Here is a 17,763-nt window from a genome sequence, read left to right as displayed (position 1 = left end):
GTCATTTCACTCATGGCATGGAGAAGTTCATTCACACCGGCATCAAAAGACACCTCCTACAGCCAATAAAGATTATTCCTACAGAAAAGGACCACCGGAAAAAATTACAGCCTGGTGAGAACCTAAAGCCCGCCACCCACCGTTCGCAACGTGACAACACTTTGACAAGCTATCAAAAACAACCCACCAAAAAAATAAAAACCTGAAACAACATACCTGTATTAATTTAACCATATTTCAGATAAACACCAGCTAACTAGCGCAGCATCATCAATCTAACACCCAGCTATACAAACCACTAGAAACCCCCACGACGAGAACAGCAACTTCATGAGTAGAACACATGTTAAAAACCAAAAGAAAGATCACCAACCCTATAAGCGTCATTGCCATATTTGCATTGATAACCGAGACCTCGGCAGCGGTCTCCCTGCCCTTTCTCGATAACGAAGAGCGGAAGATCTACATCTGGCTTCTGATCAGCTTTCCTTTCTTCCTGGCGTTCCTGTTCTTCATAACTCTTAACTTCAACTATCGCTCCCTTTATGCACCATCAGACTTTGAAAACGACAACAATTTTTTAAAGGCATTCGAGGAAACTTCATCCCACTTGCAGGGAACAACCACACAGCCCGGTATAGAATTACACACAGTAAAAATACACAAGTCGTTCACTACGCTATATATCTTGGATATCAGGGGAGGAAATGTCGAACTTGACATAGCCGCGCTATTGGAAAAAATCCCGCCCCCCTCCAAGCATTCACTCAGAATATTCCTGTTCCTGATCCACTCGATACCGGACACTCCATTAACAGAAGACGTCTTCAAATCGTTTAAACAGGGAAAGAAAGGCGCCGGAACTACCTACTGCATTTCTTACGACGTGGATTCAATGAGCATGATCCAGGTGGAAAAGGTTTGAACGCGCCGCAGGAAGCGGGCACAGCAAAAGCAGCGATAATATTTATCCGGATCAGTTTGAAGAAGGGAGTACCCAGAAACACAAAGGCCTTGTCTTACGACAAGGCCTTTGTTTCATATCCGGACCGAATGACTCAGAACAGCTTGCGGCCCTTGTTGGCTGCGATGCGCATGCGCAATGCGTTGAGCTTGATGAAGCCCGCCGCATCGGCCTGGTTGTAGGCGCCGCCATCTTCTTCGAAGGTCGCAATGTTGGCGTCGAACAGCGAATCGTCGGACTTGCGACCGGTCACGATCACGTTGCCCTTGTACAGCTTGAGGCGCACAACGCCGTTCACGTTGACCTGGGAAGCGTCGATCATCTGTTGCAACATCAGACGCTCAGGGCTCCACCAGTAGCCGGTGTAGATCAGGCTGGCGTATTTCGGCATCAGCTCGTCTTTGAGGTGAGCGACTTCGCGGTCCAGGGTGATCGATTCGATGGCGCGGTGAGCGCGCAGCATGATGGTGCCGCCCGGGGTTTCGTAGCAGCCACGGGACTTCATGCCGACGTAACGGTTCTCGACGATGTCGAGACGGCCGATGCCGTGCTCGCCACCGATCTTGTTCAGGGTCGCCAGTACGGTGGCCGGGGTCATTTCGACGCCGTCCAGCGCGACGATGTCGCCGTTGCGGTAGGTCAGTTCCAGGTATTGCGGGGTGTCGGGAGCCTTCTCCGGGGAGACGGTCCAGCGCCACATGTCTTCTTCGTGCTCGGTCCAGGTGTCTTCCAGAACGCCGCCTTCATAGGAGATGTGCAGCAGGTTGGCGTCCATCGAGTACGGGGATTTCTTCTTGCCGTGACGCTCGATCGGGATCGCGTGCTTCTCGGCGTAGTCCATCAGCTTCTCGCGGGACAGCAGGTCCCACTCGCGCCATGGAGCAATTACTTTCACGCCTGGCTTGAGTGCGTAGGCACCCAGTTCGAAACGCACCTGGTCGTTGCCTTTGCCGGTGGCGCCGTGGGAAATGGCGTCGGCGCCGGTTTCGTTGGCGATTTCGATCAGACGCTTGGCGATCAGCGGACGCGCGATGGAAGTACCCAGCAGGTACTCGCCTTCGTAAACGGTGTTGGCGCGGAACATCGGGAACACGAAGTCACGCACGAATTCTTCGCGCAGGTCGTCGATGTAGATTTCTTTGACGCCCATGGCCTGCGCCTTGGCGCGAGCCGGCTCGACCTCTTCGCCCTGACCCAGGTCAGCGGTGAAGGTCACGACTTCACAGTTATAAGTATCCTGCAGCCACTTGAGGATCACCGAAGTGTCCAGGCCGCCGGAATACGCCAGAACGACCTTGTTTACGTCCGCCATGCCATCACTCCACGGGGTTCTACGGAAAGCCGAGGAGTCTACCGCTCAAACGCGATAATTTACAGAGGCGCGACAGCTTAAGACGACAAAGCGACAGAATCTGTCGAGAGGGCGACGATGACCGGAAGGTCAGGAAGTCGCCGCCGTGTTGGCAGGCGTGCTGGCCTGGGGCGCCGGAGCAGTGGTCGGTGCCACTCGCGCCAGGTGCACGTTGACCCGGCGGTTCTTGGCCCGGTTGGCGGCATTGGTGTTCGGCACCAACGGGTAGCGTTCGCCATGGAAACGCACGGTGATCTGCGATTCCTGGATGCCATTGGCCTTGAAGAAGTCGACCACGGCCAGCGCGCGGCGGCGCGACAGCTCGCGATTGGTCAGGCGATTGCCGCTGTTGTCGGAGTGGCCATCGAGCTCAATGTGATTGACCGTCGGATCGGCCTTCATGTATTCGAGCATCACTTGCAACTTGGCCTTGGCGGCGGCGTCCAGTTCGATGCCTTCGCCGGGGAAGCCGATCTGCGATTGTTTGACCTGATCGAAATTCTGCGGGAGCAGTTTCGCCACGCAGGTCTGGTAGTCATTAAAAGCCTTGCTGAACTTGACCGGCAGCAGGCGCACTTCAGATACCCGACCATCGCCCGAGGCCCGGCGCACCACGGGGCTGCGACCGTCCATCAAACCGCTGATCAGCTGCCCGGCCTGGGATTGAGAACTGTTGAACAGCACGTTGCCGCTGCCCAGTCGAACCGTGCCCAGATTGATATCGCCACGACCCGGCTGCCACGGCGCAGCCGCCGCCAGCAAGGTCGCCGAACCACCGCCAAGCATGGCGTTGTAGGCGTTCAGGCGAAAGGTCGCCTGCTCGCCGGCCTTGCGCACGAATTGCCCCGAGCCGAAGTCGGTGATCGGCTGCGTCAGACGACACTCGAACTTGTCGCCCTCGACCGTCCACTCAATGTTCTCCAGACGGGTCTGGTAGGTCAGTGCCATCGCGGGAAGGCTGGCAAACACACTGAGCAAGGCTAAATATCGCTGGCGCACGGGAGGCTCCATTGGCTTCTACAACGAAAAAGACCGAGACATACATCTTTACGGCATACCTATGGGATATCGGACGCTCGTCGCAAAACTTGATAGCGAGTGCCTGCAAGAGTCTTTTCCGGTAGCATTCGCCTCAGTTTGACCCGCCTGGAATCCCCTCATGTCCGACCGCCTGACCCTGCTGCGTCCCGACGACTGGCACATTCATCTTCGCGATGGTGCCGTGTTGACCAATACCGTTGCGGATGTCGCGCGCACCTTTGGTCGCGCCATCATCATGCCCAACCTGGTACCTCCGGTGCGCAACGCCGCTGAAGCCGACGGCTATCGCCAGCGGATTCTCGCTGCCCGCCCGGCTGGCAGTCGTTTCGAGCCGCTGATGGTGCTGTACCTCACCGACCGCACCCAGCCCGAAGAAATCCGTGAGGCCAAGGCCAGCGGTTTCGTGCACGCCGCCAAGCTTTATCCGGCCGGCGCCACCACCAACTCCGATTCCGGGGTCACCAGCATCGACAAGATTTTCCCGGCGCTGGAAGCCATGGCCGAAGTCGGCATGCCGCTGTTGATCCACGGTGAAGTCACCCGTGGCGACGTCGACGTGTTCGACCGCGAAAAAATCTTCATCGACGAGCACATGCGCCGCGTGGTCGAGCGTTTCCCGACACTGAAAGTGGTGTTCGAACACATCACCACCGGCGATGCCGTGCAGTTCGTCAACGAGGCGTCCGCAAACGTCGGCGCAACGATCACCGCGCATCACCTGCTCTACAACCGCAACCACATGCTGGTGGGCGGGATCCGGCCGCACTTCTATTGCCTGCCGATCCTCAAGCGCAACACACACCAGGAAGCCCTGCTCGACGCCGCCACCAGCGGCAGTGCGAAGTTCTTCCTCGGCACCGACTCGGCGCCGCACGCCCAGCACGCCAAGGAAGCCGCCTGCGGCTGCGCCGGCTGCTACACCGCGTACGCCGCCATCGAGCTGTATGCCGAAGCCTTCGAACAGCGCAATGCGCTGGACAAGCTCGAAGCGTTCGCCAGCCTCAACGGCCCGCGTTTCTACGGCCTGCCGGCAAACACCGATCGCATCACCCTGGTTCGTGACGAATGGACCGCCCCGACCAGCCTGCCTTTCGGCGAGCTGACCGTTATTCCGCTGCGCGCCGGTGAAAAACTGCGCTGGCGCCTGCTGGAGGAACACGCGTGAGTGAAGACCATTTCGACGACGAACTGGACGGTCAAGGTGGCGGCGGTTCGCGCCACCCAATGGCAGCACGCTTTCGCGGCTACCTGCCGGTTGTCGTCGACGTAGAAACCGGTGGCTTCAACTCGGCCACCGACGCTCTGCTGGAGATTGCCGCGACCACCATCGCCATGGATGAAAAGGGTTTCGTCTACCCGGATCACACCTACTTCTTCCGCGTCGAGCCGTTCGAAGGCGCCAACGTTGAAGCGGCGGCACTGGAGTTCACCGGGATCAAGCTCGATCACCCGTTGCGCATGGCCGTCAGCGAAGAAACGGCGCTGACCGACATCTTCCGTGGCGTGCGCAAGGCCTTGAAGGCCAACGGCTGCAAACGGGCGATTCTGGTCGGCCACAACAGCAGCTTCGACCTCGGTTTCCTCAACGCCGCCGTCGCGCGGCTGGACATGAAGCGCAATCCGTTCCACCCGTTCTCCAGCTTCGACACCGCGACCCTCGCCGGCCTGGCCTACGGTCAAACCGTATTGGCCAAGGCCTGTCAGGCCGCCGACATCGACTTCGACGGCCGTGAAGCGCATTCGGCGCGTTACGACACCGAGAAGACGGCCGAGCTGTTCTGCGGCATCGTCAACCGCTGGAAACAGATGGGCGGCTGGGAAGACTTCGACGACTGAGGGTCGTCGGGTTGGATCCCCCGCATGAAAAAACCGGCTCAAGAGCCGGTTTTTTTGTACCTCGACGATGCGCCTTACAGGGCAGCAGCGTTCTCGGTCAGGTAAGCCGCAACGCCTTCTGGCGAAGCGTTCATGCCTTTGTCGCCTTTTTTCCAGTTGGCAGGGCAGACTTCGCCGTGCTCTTCGTGGAATTGCAGCGCGTCAACCAGACGGATCAGCTCTTCCATGTTACGGCCCAGCGGCAGGTCATTGACGATCTGCGAGCGGACAACGCCTTTGTCGTCGATCAGGAACGCGCCACGGAAAGCCACGCCGCCTTCGGACTCAACGTCGTAGGCCTTGGCGATGTCGTGCTTCATGTCGGCAGCCATGGTGTATTTCACCTGACCGATGCCGCCATTGTTGACCGGGGTGTTGCGCCAGGCGTTGTGGGTGAAGTGCGAGTCGATCGACACGGCAATCACTTCAACGTTGCGAGCCTTGAAGTCGGCCATGCGGTTGTCCAGAGCAATCAGCTCGGACGGGCAGACGAAGGTGAAGTCCAGCGGGTAGAAGAACACCAGGCCGTATTTGCCTTTGATGGCCGAGGACAGGGTGAAGCTGTCAACGATCTCGCCATTGCCGAGTACGGCCGGGACGGTGAAGTCAGGGGCTTGTTTGCCTACGAGTACGCTCATTGATATCTCCTGGTGTAGAAACTTGAAGTTCAGGGTTCGGGCCAGCCTGCCACCCTCAGGCGACAGCCCTGTGACACGAACCCCCTTCGCAAGGGCCGACCATCATACACTGCGTTTTTCGACTGTCCTTAAAGGTTTTTCGCGAAATCCCGGCTGGCATTCAGCCATGTACCACCGTTCGTCAGTCACAGCCGTTGGCGATGAAAACCCTTCGGAAAGCACTTTGACAATCATTCTCGTTAACATTAAGATCCATCGCAATTGAGTCACAACCAGCGACGGTTCTCACTTATGTATGTTTGCCTCTGCACTGGCGTCACCGACGGACAAATCCGCGAAGCGATCTATGAAGGTTGCTGCAGCTATAAAGAAGTCCGTCAGGCCACCGGCGTCGCCAGCCAATGCGGCAAATGCGCGTGCCTGGCGAAGGAAGTGGTTCGCGAAACCCTGACCAAGCTGCAAACCGCCCAGGCTGCGATCCCCTACCCGGCAGAATTTACCGCCGCGTAATTATCCCGAATTTGAAGAACCGGACTTATGTCCGGTTTTTTTATGCCTGAAAATCAACCGCTTAGCGCCCAGACGCGGAACACAAACATTCTTATTCCGATTAATTTTCATTTATTATTCAATAACTTAGGTTTGACACTTATAAATACCAAGCTCAAACTCTGCCTTATATACCGTTACTTAGGGCAGGACTCCCATCATGAAAGGCGACGTAACAGTCATCCAGCATCTCAACAAGATCCTTGCCAATGAGCTGGTCGCGATCAATCAGTACTTCCTGCATGCACGCATGTATGAAGATTGGGGCTTGAACAAGCTCGGCAAACACGAGTACCACGAATCAATCGACGAGATGAAGCACGCGGACAAGCTGATCAAGCGCATCCTGTTCCTTGAAGGCCTGCCGAACGTGCAGGATCTGGGCAAGCTGCACATCGGCGAGCACACCAAGGAAATGCTGGAGTGCGACCTGCGTATCGAGAAGACCGGCCATGCCGACCTCAAGGCCGCCATCGCCCACTGCGAATCCGTCGGTGACTTCGGCAGCCGCGAACTGCTCGAAGACATTCTCGAATCCGAAGAAGAACACATCGACTGGCTGGAAACCCAACTGGGCCTGATCGATAAAGTAGGTCTTGAGAACTATCTGCAATCGCAGATGGGCGAAGACGAGTAATCAGCCAGCGCTAAACTCGAGACACTAAAAAGCCCCGCCCTCTTTCGAGAGGCGGGGCTTTTTATTGCCCGGACTTCAGACTCGCCGAAATCCGGGCAGAAGCCAATCAGGCTTCGGACTTGGCCGCAGCAGCCTTGGCGGATGCTTCCTTGACCAGAGTCTGCAGCTCACCGTTGGCGAACATTTCAGCCATGATGTCGCTGCCGCCGACCAGTTCACCGGCTACCCACAGCTGCGGGAAAGTCGGCCAGTTGGCGTACTTCGGCAGGTTGGCGCGGATTTCCGGGTTCTGCAGGATGTCGACGTAGGCGAACTTCTCGCCACAGCCCATCACAGCCTGCGCAGCTTTCGCGGAGAAGCCACACTGCGGGGCATTCGGCGAGCCTTTCATGTAAAGCAGAATGGTGTTGTTGGCAATCTGCTCTTTAATCGTTTCGATGATATCCATGGAGCACCTCGGCTGAACTTTCCGACTCATGGGTCGGCACGGTGGCGCATTGTAACGGAATCCCGAGCGCCCTGCTCGGTCTCCCCGACAGACTTGCTCAAGCCGCCGCCACCGTCACCGGCACACCATTGAGCGCCGCATTGCCTGACAGCTCGTCGAGCTGGCATTCATCGGTCAGGTCATTGGCGCTGGAGCCGGGTTGGCCGCTGGCAATCGCCATCTGCACACCCGGACGGGCGTGGCCCCATCCGTGCGGCAGGCTGACCACGCCTTTCATCATGTCGGCACTGCCCAGCACCTCGACCTCGATCTGCCCGACCCGTGAACTGACCCGCACGAGCTGCCCGTCACTTAGCCCGCGACTGGCGAGATCGGCCGGGTTCATCAGCAACTGATGACGCGGCTTGCCCTTCACCAATCGATGGTAATTGTGCATCCACGAATTGTTGCTGCGCACATGACGGCGGCCGATCATCAACAGCTCATCGGCGGCCGGCGCCTGCAACGCGGCGAAGCGCGCCAGGTCGGCGAGGATTTCCGGCGGCGCCGCCTGAACTCGTTGATTGGCGGTCTTCAATCGCGGTGTCAGGTTGGGCTTCAGTGCTCCCAGATCAACGCCGTGCGGATGATCAAACAGCGTCGCCAGCGACAATTTGTGTTCGGACGCATCGCCATAGGCGCCCATGCGTAATCCCATATCGATCATCTTCGCCGGCGGCATCGTCGGTTTCAGCTCTTTACCGGTCTTCGCGGCAAAGGCCTTGGCCAGGCCGACGAAGATCTCCCAGTCGTGCAGCGCCCCTTCGGGTTTGGCGAGGATCGCCCGATTGAAACGGCTGACGTTGCGCACGGCGAACAGGTTGAAGGTGGTGTCGTAGTGATCGTTTTCCAGCGCCGAGGTCGACGGCAGGATCAGGTCGGCATAGCGCGTGGTTTCGTTGATGTACAGGTCGACGCTGACCATGAACTCCAGCCCGTCCAGCGCCTGCTCCAGCTGCCGGCCATTGGGCGTGGACAACACCGGGTTACCGGCCACGGTGATCAACGCGCGAATCTGCCCCTCGCCTTCGGTGAGCATCTCTTCGGCCAGCGCCGAGACCGGCAACTCGCCGCCGTATTCAGGACGCCCGGACACGCGGCTCTGCCATTTATTGAAGTGCCCGCCCGAAGTCGACGCCACCAGATCCACCGCAGGCTCGGTGCACAAGGCACCGCCGACGCGGTCGAGGTTGCCGGTGACCAGATTGATCAACTGCACGACCCAATGGCACAGCGTGCCGAAGGCCTGAGTGGAAACACCCATCCGGCCATAACAAACAGCGCTTGGCGCGGCGGCGAAGTCCCGGGCCAGTTGGCGGATCTGTTCGGCGGGAACGGCGCACAACGGGCTCATGGCTTCGGCGGTGAAACCCGCTACCGCCGCGCGGACTTCGTCCATACCGTCCACCGGCAGATGACTGTCCGAAGTCAGGCCCTCGGCGAAAAGAGTATTGAGCACACCAAACAGCAACGCCGCGTCGCCACCCGGACGCACGAACAGATGCTGATCAGCCATCGCCGCCGTCTCGCTGCGCCGAGGATCGACCACCACCACTTTGCCGCCCCGGGCCTGAATCGCCTTCAGACGCTTCTCGACATCCGGCACGGTCATGATGCTGCCATTGGATGCCAGCGGATTGCCGCCCAGGATCAGCATGAAATCGGTGTGATCAATGTCCGGAATCGGCAGCAGCAGGCCGTGGCCGTACATCAGATAGCTGGTCAGGTGATGGGGCAGCTGATCGACCGACGTCGCCGAATAGCGGTTGCGGGTTTTCAACAGACCGAGGAAGTAATTGCTGTGGGTCATCAGCCCGTAGTTATGCACGCTGGGATTGCCCTGATACACGGCGACCGCGTTCTGCCCATGACGCTCCTGAATCGCCGAGAGTTTTTCGGCGACCAGCTCGAACGCTTCGTCCCACTCGATGGGCAACCATTCGCTGCCGACCCGGCGCATCGGCTGGCGCAGGCGATCCGGATCGTTCTGGATGTCTTGCAGCGCCACGGCCTTGGGGCAGATGTGCCCACGACTGAACGTGTCCTGAGCATCGCCCTTGATCGAGGTGATTTGCACCTGACCGTCAGTTTCGGTGGTTTCGATGGTCAAGCCGCAGATGGCTTCACACAGGTGGCAGGCACGGTGATGGAGAGTCTTGGTCATGGCCAGTCTCTGTCTTGTTCTGGGCAGGCAATCACGCCTGCGGGAACAAAACTATGGCCCGCAGCCCGATGCAGCGCCAGCGACGTTCGTCTTGTGAATCGGCGGCCATCAGGCCGGCCGATAGACCCGCGTCAGTTCGCCGGAAGCTGTGGCGGCGCGGCCAGCTGGATTTCCTGGATGGTCTCGATCTGCTCGTGGGCGATGTGGACGCCGGTGAGTTCGCCGATCAGTCGCCAATGCTCGTCGAGCCCGGCGCTGATGGTCGCCATACGGTCGATCATCTGTCGACTGGCGGCCTTGACCACGTCGTCTTCGCTGCGCATCAGTTCGAAGGACATCGAGGTCATCGAGGCGGTGAGGTGGGTCAATGAGCGTGCCGTGTGGCCCAGCAGTTCCATTAACAGTTTTTCTTTCGATTCCATGCGGAGGCTTCCTGCGTCGCTCGTGATTTATTTATAACCCAGCACTTTGCTTTAGCAAATGTTTCAACCTGCGCATCCGACCAAGCGAACCGGTGGCTCACCGGTCGCAAACCGACCAGAGCGCTGCCATCCCCGCCGCGCCGGATTGCCAAGCCCGGTGGGGCCAGTGTACAAATACCTCGCTGCCCTCTCGAAAACTGACCGGAAATCACAGTGTTCGCACTGTTATCACCCCGGCACATTTCTGCAAAAACCGTAGCCTATTGGAAAAACGCGACATTTAGTGTCAATATCGCGCCTTCCCCTATTTCGTCGCCCCCGTGCGGCTTACGCCGCAGGTCTCGCCCGTTGTTCCGATAAACAAGGCTTTGAGCATCTGCGGTTTGTAGCAAAAAGGTAGTCAATGATGAGCGCAAGGCACTTTCTCTCCCTGATGGATTGCACGCCCGAAGAGCTGGTCAGCGTGATCCGTCGAGGCGTTGAGCTCAAGGACCTGCGTAACCGCGGCGTACTGTTCGAGCCTCTGAAAAACCGCGTCCTGGGGATGATCTTCGAGAAGTCCTCGACGCGCACACGCATCTCCTTCGAAGCCGGCATGATCCAGCTCGGCGGCCAGGCGATCTTCCTGTCGCCGCGCGACACCCAACTGGGCCGTGGCGAGCCGATCGGCGACTGCGCCATCGTCATGTCGAGCATGCTCGACGCGGTGATGATCCGTACCTTTGCCCACAGCACCCTGACCGAATTCGCCGCCAACTCCCGCGTGCCGGTGATCAACGGCCTGTCCGATGACCTGCATCCGTGTCAGTTGCTGGCCGACATGCAGACGTTCCTCGAACACCGCGGCTCGATCCAGGGCAAGACTGTGGCCTGGATCGGCGACGGCAACAACATGTGCAACAGCTATATAGAAGCGGCGATCCAGTTCGACTTCCAGTTGCGCGTGGCCTGCCCTGAAGGCTATGAGCCGAATCCTGAATTCGTGGCCAAGGCCGGTGACCGCGTGACCATCGTCCGCGACCCGAAAGACGCCGTGCGCGGCGCGCACCTGGTCAGCACCGATGTCTGGACCTCCATGGGCCAGGAAGAGGAGACCGCCAAGCGCCTGAAGCTGTTTGCGCCGTTTCAGGTCAACCGTGCCCTGCTCGACCTGGCAGCCGATGACGTGCTATTCATGCACTGCCTGCCCGCTCACCGCGGTGAGGAAATCAGCCTCGACCTGCTCGATGACCCGCGCTCCGTCGCCTGGGATCAGGCAGAAAACCGTCTCCACGCACAGAAGGCCCTGCTCGAGTTCCTTGTCGAACCGGCATATCACCACGCATGAGTCATGAATTACTGCTGAACCTGCGCAACCTCGCTTGCGGCTATCAAGATCAACGTGTGGTGCAGAACCTCAATCTGCACCTCAACGCCGGTGACATCGGCTGCCTGCTTGGCTCCTCCGGCTGCGGCAAGACCACCACCCTGCGTGCGATTGCCGGTTTCGAACCGGTGCACGAAGGGGAAATTTCTCTCGGCGGTGAGGTCATCTCCAGCGCCGGTTTTACCCTCGCCCCGGAAAAACGCCGGATCGGCATGGTGTTCCAGGACTACGCGCTGTTCCCGCACCTGAGTGTCGCGGACAACATCGCTTTCGGTATCCGCAAGCACCCGAACAAGGAGCGCGTCACCGAAGAGCTGCTGGAACTGGTCAACCTGAAGTACCTCGGCAAGCGTTTCCCCCACGAGTTGTCCGGCGGCCAGCAACAACGTGTCGCCCTCGCCCGCGCCCTGGCGCCGGAGCCGCAACTGTTGTTGCTCGACGAGCCGTTCTCCAACCTCGATGGCGAATTGCGCCGCAAGCTCAGCCATGAAGTGCGCGACATCCTCAAGACCCGTGGCACCAGTGCAATTCTGGTGACTCATGACCAGGAAGAAGCCTTCGCCGTCAGCGATCACGTCGGTGTGTTCAAGGAAGGCCGGCTGGAGCAGTGGGACACGCCGTACAACCTCTATCACGAGCCGGCGACGCCGTACGTGGCCAGTTTTATCGGTCAGGGTTACTTCATTCGCGGCCAATTGGGCAGCCCGGAGTCGGTGCAGACCGAACTCGGTGAACTGCGCGGCAATCGCGCCTACACCTGGCCGATCGGTGGCGCGGTGGATGTGCTGCTGCGTCCGGACGACATCGTTTACGCGCCGGACAGCGGGTTGAAAGCGCGAATCGTCGGCAAGACCTTCCTCGGCGCTTCGACCCTGTATCGCCTGCAACTGCCGACCGGCGCACAGCTGGAATCGATCTTCCCGAGCCATGCCGACCATCAGGTGGGGGCGGATGTCGGGATTCGTGTGGCGGCGGAACATCTGGTGCTGTTCCAGGCCTCCGGCAGCACCGCTGCGCAGATTCCGGCGGCGGAAAACGGCGTTCGCCGTTACAGCACCGCGCACTGATCTGCACACAAACAATGAGGGAGCCTGATGGCTCCCTTATTTTTTGGCTTCAGCCCAGCATCAATGTGCCGCTGGCCACCAGCGTCGCATTGCCGCCGATCTTCACCCGCTCACCTTCCAGCCGACAGAACAGCTCGCCGCCCCGCGCCGAACGCTGGCATGCAGTGAGGCTGGATTTGCCCAGACGTTTCGACCAGTACGGAATCAGGCTGCAGTGGGTCGAACCGGTCACCGGGTCTTCATTGATGCCGATGGCCGGAGCGAAATAGCGCGAGACGAAGTCATGCTGATTGCCCCGCGCGGTGACAATCGCACCCAACCACGGCAGCTTGGCGAGGGCGACCATGTCCGGCGTGCAATCGAGCACCGCCTGCTCGGATTCCAGCACCACAAACAGCTCGTTGGAACTCAGAACGTCCACCGCCTGAACATTCAGCGCCCGCTCAATCTCCACGGTGACGCCTTTCTCTACCGCTTCGATGGCCGGGAAATCCAGCCACAACCGGCCACCTTCGCGGCTGACGCTCAACGGACCGGACTTGCAGGTGAAGTCCAGACGCTCGGCGTTTTCCTTATAGATCTCGAACAGCACATAGGCGCTGGCCAGGGTCGCGTGACCGCACAGCGGCACCTCGGTGGTCGGCGTGAACCAGCGGATGTGCCATGCCTGCCCCTCGCGCACCAGAAACGCGGTTTCTGCCAGATTGTGCTCGGCGGCGATCTTCTGCATCAGGTCGTCCGCGAGCCACGCGTCGAGCCGATAGACCATTGCCGGGTTGCCACTGAACGGCCGATCACTGAACGCGTCGACCTGATGAAACTCGAGCTGCATAACCTTCTCCCTGTGTCAGTCGAACGAGCATGCAGCGCCGGCCGGATCAGCGCCAGTGACAGTGCCGGCCAATTTTCTTCATACAGACGTCAAGGGCGACCGATGTCGGCAAATTTCGCCTGGGTATGTTCCGCCAATACCGCCGGCGCCAGTTCCACCTCCAGCCCGCGCCGACCGGCGCTGACATAAATGGTCGCAAAAGGCTGGGCCGAGTTATCGATGAAGGTACGCAGGCGTTTTTTCTGCCCCAGCGGGCTGATGCCGCCCAACAGGTAACCGGTGGAGCGTTGTGCGGCGGCCGGGTCGGCCATTTCGACTTTTTTCACGCCGGCGGCGTGGGCAAGCCCCTTGAGGTCGAGACTTCCGACGACCGGCACCACCGCCACCAGCAACTCTCCCTTCTCACTGGCTGCCAGCAGCGTCTTGAACACCTGCGCCGGATCGAGCCCCAGTTTCTCCGCGGCCTCCAGGCCGTACGACGCGGCCTTCGGGTCATGTTCGTAACTGTGCACGCGATGTTCGGCACGAACTTTTTTCAACAAGTCCAACGCAGGGGTCATGGCAGCTCCGGGCTCGGCAGTGGCAAAAAATCCTGCGGCGGATTTTAGGCCATCGTTGGGCAAAAGGCTCTACCACGCGCCACGTTTCCCGGGGTTTGCAGGCCAGTAACAACCGCGCAGGCCGGGTGACCCGCAGGATCATTCACGTGACTGATAGTTTATTTGTGACTGGCGGTTCACTTTCGACCTTTGACAGGTTTGTTTCTTGTCTATATTTTTTCGAATCTGAATAATGTAAGAATTATCGTCATCGCAGCACCCAGCAGTAAACCGGGAACAGGATGGGGATCCTGCCTCGGCGAAAATCGCGCCTTGCCCTGTCGGCAACGCGCCAGACAACAACAAAAACCGAGGTTTTCAATGACAACTGCGTTACAGCAACCATCGCTCTCGAGCCAGTGCCTGGCCGAGTTTCTGGGCACTGCACTCCTGATCTTTTTCGGCACGGGTTGTGTCGCCGCGCTCAAGGTCGCGGGCGCCAGCTTCGGTCTTTGGGAAATCAGCATCATCTGGGGCGTCGGCGTCAGCATGGCGATCTACCTCACCGCCGGCGTTTCCGGTGCGCACCTGAACCCCGCCGTCAGTATTGCTCTGAGCATTTTTGCCGACTTCGAAAAGCGCAAACTGCCGTTCTACATTCTGGCCCAGATCGCCGGTGCCTTCTGCGGCGCGCTGCTGGTTTACACGCTGTACAGCAACCTGTTCTTCGATTTCGAACAAACTCACCATATGGTTCGTGGCACTGAAGCCAGCCTGGAATTGGCGTCGGTGTTCTCCACCTTCCCGAACCCTGCGCTGTCGACGGCCCAGGCGTTCCTGGTCGAGGTGATCATCACCGCGATCCTGATGGGCGTGATCATGTCCCTGACCGACGATAACAACGGCCTGCCGAAAGGCCCGCTGGCGCCGCTGCTGATCGGTCTGCTGATTGCCGTGATCGGCAGCTCGATGGGCCCGCTGACCGGTTTCGCGATGAACCCGGCCCGGGACTTCGGTCCGAAACTGATGACTTTCTTCGCCGGCTGGGGTGAAATTTCCTTCACTGGCGCACGTGAAATCCCGTACTTCCTGATTCCGATTTTTGCACCGATTGTCGGTGCCTGCCTCGGCGCTGCCGGGTATCGCGGGCTGATTGCCCGTCACCTTACCGGCGCCACACCTGCTACAAAGGATGCAGAACCGGCCATTGACGGCAAACCAAGAACTTCTTGAAACAGTCGGCGCGGGCTCCTGCCCTTATAGAGCCCGCGCCACGGCCCACTCTCCCTTATTTCGTCCAAGGCAATCGACATGACCGACATTCAGAACAAGAACTACATCATTGCCCTCGATCAGGGTACGACCAGCTCCCGCGCGATCATTTTCGACCGCGACGCGAACGTGGTCTGCACCGCACAACGGGAATTCGCCCAGCATTACCCGCAAGCCGGTTGGGTCGAACACGACCCGATGGAAATCTTCGCCACCCAGAGCGCGGTGATGGTCGAAGCACTGGCCCAGGCCGGCCTGCACCATGACCAGGTCGCAGCCATCGGCATCACCAACCAGCGTGAAACCACCGTGGTCTGGGACAAGACCACCGGCCGTCCGGTGTACAACGCTATCGTCTGGCAATGCCGCCGCAGCACCGAGATCTGCCAGCAGCTCAAGCGCGACGGTCATGAAGACTACATCCGCGACACCACCGGCCTGGTCACCGACCCGTACTTCTCTGGCACCAAACTGAAGTGGATCCTCGACAACGTCGAAGGCAGCCGTGAACGCGCGCGCAACGGCGAATTGCTGTTCGGCACCGTCGACAGCTGGCTGATCTGGAAATTCACCGGCGGCAAGGTTCACGTCACCGACTACACCAACGCCTCGCGCACCATGCTCTTCAACATCCACACCCTGGAGTGGGACGCGAAGATGCTGGAGATCCTCGACATCCCGCGCGAGATGCTGCCGGAAGTCAAAGCCTCCTCGGAAATCTACGGCCGTACCAAAAGCGGCATCGCCATCGGCGGTATCGCCGGCGACCAGCAGGCTGCGCTGTTCGGTCAGATGTGCGTCGAGCCGGGCCAGGCAAAAAACACCTACGGCACCGGTTGCTTCCTGCTGATGAACACCGGCGACAAAGCGGTGAAATCCCAGCACGGCATGCTCACCACCATCGCTTGCGGCCCGCGCGGCGAAGTGGCTTACGCCCTGGAAGGCGCGGTATTCAACGGCGGTTCGACCGTGCAGTGGCTGCGCGATGAACTGAAAATCGTCAACGACGCCCACGACACCGAATACTTCGCCAATAAAGTGAAGGACAGCAACGGCGTGTATCTGGTGCCAGCCTTCACCGGCCTCGGCGCGCCCTACTGGGATCCGTATGCCCGTGGCGCCCTGTTCGGCCTGACCCGTGGCGTGCGTGTGGATCACATCATCCGCGCCGCACTGGAATCGATTGCCTACCAGACCCGCGACGTCCTCGACGCCATGCAACAGGACTCCGGCGAACGCCTCAAGGCCCTGCGTGTGGACGGCGGCGCGGTGGCGAACAACTTCCTTATGCAGTTCCAGGCCGACATCCTCGGCACTCAAGTCGAACGTCCGAAAATGCGCGAAACCACGGCGCTCGGCGCAGCTTATCTGGCTGGCCTGGCTTGCGGTTTCTGGGGCAGCCTGGAAGAACTGCGCGGCAAAGCGGTGATCGAGCGCGAGTTCGAACCGAGCCTGGACGAAGCGGCCAAAGAGAAGCTCTATAAAGGCTGGAAAAAAGCCGTCAGCCGTACCCGTGATTGGGAACGTGAAGACGCTGAATAAGCCAGTCTGAGGACTGACTAAGGCTGGTCCAAACAGCGTGAAAGCGTAGCGAGCGAAGGCAAGACAAGGCAAAAACAGGCGAGGACGCGGAGTTTACGGGTTTGTAAATGAGCAGTCCGAGCCTGTTTTTAACGCAGGATTGCCGAGCGCAGTAGCTTTCACGTTGTTTGGAAACTGGTAGGGAGCGGATTCCTGCGTCATCATGGGCAAATTTTGCACGGCAGCCCAAAGGAAGCCCCATGAATCTGCCTCCCCGTCAGCAGCAAATCCTCGAGCTGGTCCGCGAACGCGGCTATGTGAGCATCGAGGAAATGGCCACGCTGTTCGTTGTTACCCCGCAAACCATCCGCCGCGATATCAATCAACTGGCGGAAGCCAATCTGCTGCGTCGCTACCACGGCGGCGCCGCCTATGATTCCAGCGTCGAAAATACCGCCTACGCGATGCGCGCCGATCAGATGCGCGATGAAAAGCAACGCATCGGCGAAGCCATCGCCGCACAGATTCCCGATCACGCCTCGCTGTTCATCAATATAGGTACGACGACCGAATCGATTGCCCGCGCCCTGCTCAATCACAGCCACCTGAAGATCATCACCAACAACCTGCACGTCGCTTCGATGCTCAGCGCCAAGGATGATTTCGATGTGCTGCTGACCGGCGGCAACGTGCGTCGCGACGGCGGTGTGGTGGGTCAGGCGAGCGTGGACTTCATCAACCAGTTCAAGGTCGACTTTGCGCTGGTGGGTATCAGCGGCATCGACGAAGACGGCAGCCTGCTCGACTTCGATTACCAGGAAGTGCGGGTGTCCCAGGCGATCATCGCCAATGCCCGGCAGGTGATCCTCGCGGCGGACTCCAGCAAGTTCGGGCGTAACGCGATGATCCGCCTCGGCCCGATCAGCCTGATCGATTGCCTGGTGACCGATCAGCAGCCGGTGCCGGCGCTGGCGCAACTGCTGAGCCAGCACAAGATTCGTCTGGAAGTCGTTTAACCCTCTCCCGCATAACTCCCTC

Annotated in this window: 18 protein-coding genes; 10 read left to right on the top strand and 8 right to left on the bottom strand. The window is 59.4% G+C overall.

Features of this window, described 5'->3' with window-relative positions; all coding sequences use genetic code 11:
* The first annotated feature begins 343 nt into the window (after positions 1-343).
* The gene (locus tag ACM6JM_RS13315) at positions 344-925 is read left to right on the top strand and encodes a hypothetical protein (protein ID WP_039765847.1); all 582 of its coding nucleotides are present in this window, start codon (positions 344-346) and stop codon (positions 923-925) included.
* Positions 926-1,058: 133 nt separating this feature from the next.
* Here ACM6JM_RS13315 and ACM6JM_RS13310 read toward each other — a convergent pair whose 3' ends face one another.
* Positions 1,059-2,276 carry an argininosuccinate synthase gene (locus ACM6JM_RS13310; protein ID WP_007953201.1) on the bottom strand — a complete coding sequence of 406 codons (1,218 nt, stop codon included), beginning with the start codon at positions 2,274-2,276 and terminating at the stop codon, positions 1,059-1,061.
* A gap of 129 nt (positions 2,277-2,405) precedes the next feature.
* Positions 2,406-3,314: a flagellar protein MotY gene (locus ACM6JM_RS13305; RefSeq protein WP_007953200.1), complete on the bottom strand. Its 909-nt coding sequence runs from the start codon at positions 3,312-3,314 to the stop codon at positions 2,406-2,408.
* Between the two features lie 160 nt (positions 3,315-3,474).
* On the opposite strand from ACM6JM_RS13305, the gene pyrC reads away from it, so the two are divergent.
* Both pyrC and rnt read left to right on the top strand, forming a co-directional pair.
* The gene (gene pyrC, locus ACM6JM_RS13300) at positions 3,475-4,521 is read left to right on the top strand and encodes a dihydroorotase (RefSeq protein ID WP_039765844.1); all 1,047 of its coding nucleotides are present in this window, start codon (positions 3,475-3,477) and stop codon (positions 4,519-4,521) included.
* Positions 4,518-5,192 (top strand): ribonuclease T, encoded by a 675-nt coding sequence (rnt, locus tag ACM6JM_RS13295; protein WP_007953196.1) that lies wholly within the window; start codon positions 4,518-4,520, stop codon positions 5,190-5,192. Before pyrC ends, rnt begins: the two co-directional genes overlap by 4 nt.
* 74 nt (positions 5,193-5,266) lie before the next feature.
* Here the strand turns inward: rnt and ACM6JM_RS13290 are convergent, their stop codons facing one another.
* The gene (locus tag ACM6JM_RS13290; protein ID WP_007953195.1) at positions 5,267-5,869 is read right to left on the bottom strand and encodes a peroxiredoxin; all 603 of its coding nucleotides are present in this window, start codon (positions 5,867-5,869) and stop codon (positions 5,267-5,269) included.
* A 291-nt stretch (positions 5,870-6,160) separates the two neighbouring features.
* On the opposite strand from ACM6JM_RS13290, the gene ACM6JM_RS13285 reads away from it, so the two are divergent.
* Both ACM6JM_RS13285 and bfr read left to right on the top strand, forming a co-directional pair.
* A complete protein-coding gene (locus tag ACM6JM_RS13285; RefSeq protein ID WP_007953193.1) occupies positions 6,161-6,379 on the top strand; it encodes a bacterioferritin-associated ferredoxin in 219 nt (72 codons plus the stop codon).
* A gap of 199 nt (positions 6,380-6,578) precedes the next feature.
* On the top strand, positions 6,579-7,055 hold the full coding sequence (gene bfr, locus ACM6JM_RS13280; RefSeq protein ID WP_011335740.1) for a bacterioferritin: 477 nt from the start codon (positions 6,579-6,581) through the stop codon (positions 7,053-7,055).
* A gap of 106 nt (positions 7,056-7,161) precedes the next feature.
* On the opposite strand, the gene grxD is transcribed toward bfr, so the two are convergent.
* The 3 genes from grxD to ACM6JM_RS13265 form a co-directional block, all read right to left on the bottom strand.
* Positions 7,162-7,503, bottom strand: a complete 342-nt coding sequence (grxD, locus tag ACM6JM_RS13275) for a Grx4 family monothiol glutaredoxin (RefSeq protein WP_039765841.1) — start codon at positions 7,501-7,503, stop codon at positions 7,162-7,164.
* A gap of 97 nt (positions 7,504-7,600) precedes the next feature.
* Positions 7,601-9,706 carry a molybdopterin oxidoreductase family protein gene (locus tag ACM6JM_RS13270; RefSeq protein WP_414882036.1) on the bottom strand — a complete coding sequence of 702 codons (2,106 nt, stop codon included), beginning with the start codon at positions 9,704-9,706 and terminating at the stop codon, positions 7,601-7,603.
* Between the two features lie 131 nt (positions 9,707-9,837).
* Positions 9,838-10,128, bottom strand: coding sequence for a hypothetical protein (locus ACM6JM_RS13265; protein WP_039765836.1), 291 nt, complete (start codon positions 10,126-10,128; stop codon positions 9,838-9,840).
* A 406-nt stretch (positions 10,129-10,534) separates the two neighbouring features.
* On the opposite strand from ACM6JM_RS13265, the gene argF reads away from it, so the two are divergent.
* Positions 10,535-11,455, top strand: coding sequence for an ornithine carbamoyltransferase (gene argF, locus ACM6JM_RS13260; protein WP_039765834.1), 921 nt, complete (start codon positions 10,535-10,537; stop codon positions 11,453-11,455).
* The gene (locus ACM6JM_RS13255) at positions 11,452-12,561 is read left to right on the top strand and encodes an ABC transporter ATP-binding protein (protein WP_414882035.1); all 1,110 of its coding nucleotides are present in this window, start codon (positions 11,452-11,454) and stop codon (positions 12,559-12,561) included. Before argF ends, ACM6JM_RS13255 begins: the two co-directional genes overlap by 4 nt.
* 49 nt (positions 12,562-12,610) lie before the next feature.
* Here ACM6JM_RS13255 and ACM6JM_RS13250 read toward each other — a convergent pair whose 3' ends face one another.
* Positions 12,611-13,393 (bottom strand): PhzF family phenazine biosynthesis protein, encoded by a 783-nt coding sequence (locus tag ACM6JM_RS13250; RefSeq protein ID WP_163976342.1) that lies wholly within the window; start codon positions 13,391-13,393, stop codon positions 12,611-12,613.
* Positions 13,394-13,482: 89 nt separating this feature from the next.
* Positions 13,483-13,953: a Cys-tRNA(Pro) deacylase gene (ybaK, locus tag ACM6JM_RS13245; protein ID WP_007953184.1), complete on the bottom strand. Its 471-nt coding sequence runs from the start codon at positions 13,951-13,953 to the stop codon at positions 13,483-13,485.
* Positions 13,954-14,313: 360 nt separating this feature from the next.
* Between ybaK and ACM6JM_RS13240 the strand changes: the two genes are divergently transcribed.
* The 3 genes from ACM6JM_RS13240 to ACM6JM_RS13230 all read left to right on the top strand — a co-directional run bounded on the left by ACM6JM_RS13240 (position 14,314) and on the right by ACM6JM_RS13230 (position 17,741).
* The gene (locus tag ACM6JM_RS13240) at positions 14,314-15,165 is read left to right on the top strand and encodes an MIP/aquaporin family protein (RefSeq protein ID WP_064599156.1); all 852 of its coding nucleotides are present in this window, start codon (positions 14,314-14,316) and stop codon (positions 15,163-15,165) included.
* 78 nt (positions 15,166-15,243) lie between these two features.
* A complete protein-coding gene (glpK, locus tag ACM6JM_RS13235; RefSeq protein WP_039765827.1) occupies positions 15,244-16,746 on the top strand; it encodes a glycerol kinase GlpK in 1,503 nt (500 codons plus the stop codon).
* 239 nt (positions 16,747-16,985) lie between these two features.
* Positions 16,986-17,741 (top strand): DeoR/GlpR family transcriptional regulator, encoded by a 756-nt coding sequence (locus ACM6JM_RS13230; RefSeq protein ID WP_007953179.1) that lies wholly within the window; start codon positions 16,986-16,988, stop codon positions 17,739-17,741.
* Positions 17,742-17,763: the final 22 nt, after the last annotated feature.

Origin of the sequence: Pseudomonas sp. IT-P2 (assembly GCF_949767575.1) — a bacterium.
GTDB classification, from domain to species: domain Bacteria; phylum Pseudomonadota; class Gammaproteobacteria; order Pseudomonadales; family Pseudomonadaceae; genus Aquipseudomonas; species Aquipseudomonas pharyngis.
This window is presented reverse-complemented; position numbering and strand designations above follow the sequence as displayed.

Coding starts and splice junctions, on each gene's coding strand:
- ACM6JM_RS13315 (WP_039765847.1), top strand. CDS start 344: ATGTTAAAAACCAAAAGAAAGATCACCAACCCTATAAGCGTCATTGCC.
- ACM6JM_RS13310 (WP_007953201.1), bottom strand. CDS start 2,276: ATGGCGGACGTAAACAAGGTCGTTCTGGCGTATTCCGGCGGCCTGGAC.
- pyrC (WP_039765844.1), top strand. CDS start 3,475: ATGTCCGACCGCCTGACCCTGCTGCGTCCCGACGACTGGCACATTCAT.
- ACM6JM_RS13290 (WP_007953195.1), bottom strand. CDS start 5,869: ATGAGCGTACTCGTAGGCAAACAAGCCCCTGACTTCACCGTCCCGGCC.
- ACM6JM_RS13285 (WP_007953193.1), top strand. CDS start 6,161: ATGTATGTTTGCCTCTGCACTGGCGTCACCGACGGACAAATCCGCGAA.
- bfr (WP_011335740.1), top strand. CDS start 6,579: ATGAAAGGCGACGTAACAGTCATCCAGCATCTCAACAAGATCCTTGCC.
- grxD (WP_039765841.1), bottom strand. CDS start 7,503: ATGGATATCATCGAAACGATTAAAGAGCAGATTGCCAACAACACCATT.
- ACM6JM_RS13270 (WP_414882036.1), bottom strand. CDS start 9,706: ATGACCAAGACTCTCCATCACCGTGCCTGCCACCTGTGTGAAGCCATC.
- ACM6JM_RS13265 (WP_039765836.1), bottom strand. CDS start 10,128: ATGGAATCGAAAGAAAAACTGTTAATGGAACTGCTGGGCCACACGGCA.
- argF (WP_039765834.1), top strand. CDS start 10,535: ATGAGCGCAAGGCACTTTCTCTCCCTGATGGATTGCACGCCCGAAGAG.
- ACM6JM_RS13255 (WP_414882035.1), top strand. CDS start 11,452: ATGAGTCATGAATTACTGCTGAACCTGCGCAACCTCGCTTGCGGCTAT.
- ACM6JM_RS13250 (WP_163976342.1), bottom strand. CDS start 13,393: ATGCAGCTCGAGTTTCATCAGGTCGACGCGTTCAGTGATCGGCCGTTC.
- ybaK (WP_007953184.1), bottom strand. CDS start 13,953: ATGACCCCTGCGTTGGACTTGTTGAAAAAAGTTCGTGCCGAACATCGC.
- ACM6JM_RS13240 (WP_064599156.1), top strand. CDS start 14,314: ATGACAACTGCGTTACAGCAACCATCGCTCTCGAGCCAGTGCCTGGCC.
- glpK (WP_039765827.1), top strand. CDS start 15,244: ATGACCGACATTCAGAACAAGAACTACATCATTGCCCTCGATCAGGGT.
- ACM6JM_RS13230 (WP_007953179.1), top strand. CDS start 16,986: ATGAATCTGCCTCCCCGTCAGCAGCAAATCCTCGAGCTGGTCCGCGAA.